General features: G+C 49.9%; 2 rRNA genes (both only partly in view). Both read left to right on the top strand.

What is annotated here, in order from left to right:
• A 16S ribosomal RNA gene (locus tag P8596_RS21620) occupies positions 1-4 on the top strand (it extends 1,548 nt beyond the left edge of the window).
• A 218-nt stretch (positions 5-222) separates the two neighbouring features.
• A 23S ribosomal RNA gene (locus P8596_RS21615) occupies positions 223-2,500 on the top strand; it runs 658 nt beyond the window's last position.
• Together the 16S and 23S rRNA genes form the textbook arrangement of a ribosomal RNA operon.

Genomic DNA, 2,500 nt, shown 5'->3' with positions numbered 1-2,500 from the left:
CTTTCTAAGGAAGATTTACTAAAACGTTTGACAGTCGAAGTTTTGTTCAGTTTTGATGGTTTAATTACTATCAGGGATTTTTGCGAAAGTTAAATATCCAACCATACTGTCTCTTACGAGACAAATGATTGTTCTTTGAAAACTAGATAAAGATAAATTGATAGTCAAGAAATTACCGAGTATCGCCATTTTAGGTTTTAAACCTGATGTAACAACCAATTCGGTTAAGTTATGAAGGGCGCACGGTGGATGCCTTGGCACTAGGAGCCGACGAAGGACGGGACTAACACCGATATGCTTTGGGGAGCTGTAAGTGAGCTTTGATCCAGAGATTTCCGAATGGGGGAACCCATTGTTCGTAATGGAACAATATCCTTACTTGAATACATAGAGTATGGAAGGCAGACCCAGGGAACTGAAACATCTAAGTACCTGGAGGAAGAGAAAGCAATTGCGATTCCCTGAGTAGCGGCGAGCGAAACGGGATATAGCCCAAACCAAGAGGCTTGCCTCTTGGGGTTGTAGGACACTCTATACGGAGTTACAAAGGAATGAAGTAGACGAAGAAGTCTGGAAAGGCTCGTCAAAGAAGGTAACAACCCTGTAGTTGAAACTTCATTCCCTCTTGAGTGGATCCTGAGTACGGCGGGACACGTGAAATCCCGTCGGAAGCTGGGAGGACCATCTCCCAAGGCTAAATACTCCCTAGTGACCGATAGTGAACCAGTACCGTGAGGGAAAGGTGAAAAGCACCCCGGAAGGGGAGTGAAATAGAACCTGAAACCGTGTGCCTACAAGTAGTCAGAGCCCGTTAACGGGTGATGGCGTGCCTTTTGTAGAATGAACCGGCGAGTTACGATCCCATGCAAGGTTAAGTTGATAAGACGGAGCCGCAGCGAAAGCGAGTCTGAATAGGGCGAATTTAGTATGTGGTCGTAGACCCGAAACCAGGTGATCTACCCATGTCCAGGATGAAGTTCAGGTAACACTGAATGGAGGTCCGAACCCACGCACGTTGAAAAGTGCGGGGATGAGGTGTGGGTAGCGGAGAAATTCCAATCGAACTTGGAGATAGCTGGTTCTCTCCGAAATAGCTTTAGGGCTAGCCTCATGTGTAAGAGTCTTGGAGGTAGAGCACTGTTTGGACTAGGGGCCCTCATCGGGTTACCGAATTCAGACAAACTCCGAATGCCAAAGACTTATCCATGGGAGTCAGACTGCGAGTGATAAGATCCGTAGTCGAAAGGGAAACAGCCCAGACCACCAGCTAAGGTCCCAAAGTATACGTTAAGTGGAAAAGGATGTGGAGTTGCTTAGACAACCAGGATGTTGGCTTAGAAGCAGCCACCATTTAAAGAGTGCGTAATAGCTCACTGGTCGAGTGACTCTGCGCCGAAAATGTACCGGGGCTAAACGTATCACCGAAGCTGTGGATTGACACCTCTAGGTGTCAGTGGTAGGAGAGCGTTCTAAGGACTGCGAAGCTAGACCGTAAGGACTGGTGGAGTGCTTAGAAGTGAGAATGCCGGTATGAGTAGCGAAAGATGGGTGAGAATCCCATCCACCGAATGCCTAAGGTTTCCTGAGGAAGGCTCGTCCGCTCAGGGTTAGTCGGGACCTAAGTCGAGGCCGATAGGCGTAGACGATGGACAACAGGTTGATATTCCTGTACCACCTCTTTTCCGTTTGAGCAATGGGGGGACGCAGGAGGATAGGGTAAGCGCACTGCTGGATATGTGCGTCTAAGCAGTTAGGCTGATGATGAGGCAAATCCCATCATCGTGAAGGCTGAGCTGTGATAGCGAGCGAATTATAGTAGCGAAGTTCCTGATTCCACACTGCCAAGAAAAGCCTCTAGCGAGGAAAAAGGTGCCCGTACCGCAAACCGACACAGGTAGGCGAGGAGAGAATCCTAAGGTGAGCGAGAGAACTCTCGTTAAGGAACTCGGCAAAATGACCCCGTAACTTCGGGAGAAGGGGTGCTCTGGTAGGGTGCAAGCCCGAGAGAGCCGCAGTGAATAGGCCCAGGCGACTGTTTAGCAAAAACACAGGTCTCTGCGAAGCCGTAAGGCGAAGTATAGGGGCTGACGCCTGCCCGGTGCTGGAAGGTTAAGAGGAGTGCTTAGCGCAAGCGAAGGTGCGAATCGAAGCCCCAGTAAACGGCGGCCGTAACTATAACGGTCCTAAGGTAGCGAAATTCCTTGTCGGGTAAGTTCCGACCCGCACGAAAGGCGTAACGATCTGGGCACTGTCTCAACGAGAGACTCGGTGAAATTATAGTACCTGTGAAGATGCAGGTTACCCGCGACAGGACGGAAAGACCCCGTGGAGCTTTACTGTAGCCTGATATTGAATTTTGGTACAGCTTGTACAGGATAGGTAGGAGCCTTGGAAACCGGAGCGCCAGCTTCGGTGGAGGCATCGGTGGGATACTACCCTGGCTGTATTGAAATTCTAACCCGCGCCCCTTATCGGGGTGGGAGACAGTGTCAGGTGGGCA

Origin of the sequence: Rossellomorea sp. DA94, from assembly GCF_029834455.1 — a bacterium.
GTDB classification, from domain to species: Bacteria; Bacillota; Bacilli; order Bacillales; family Bacillaceae_B; genus Rossellomorea; species Rossellomorea vietnamensis.
This window is presented reverse-complemented; position numbering and strand designations above follow the sequence as displayed.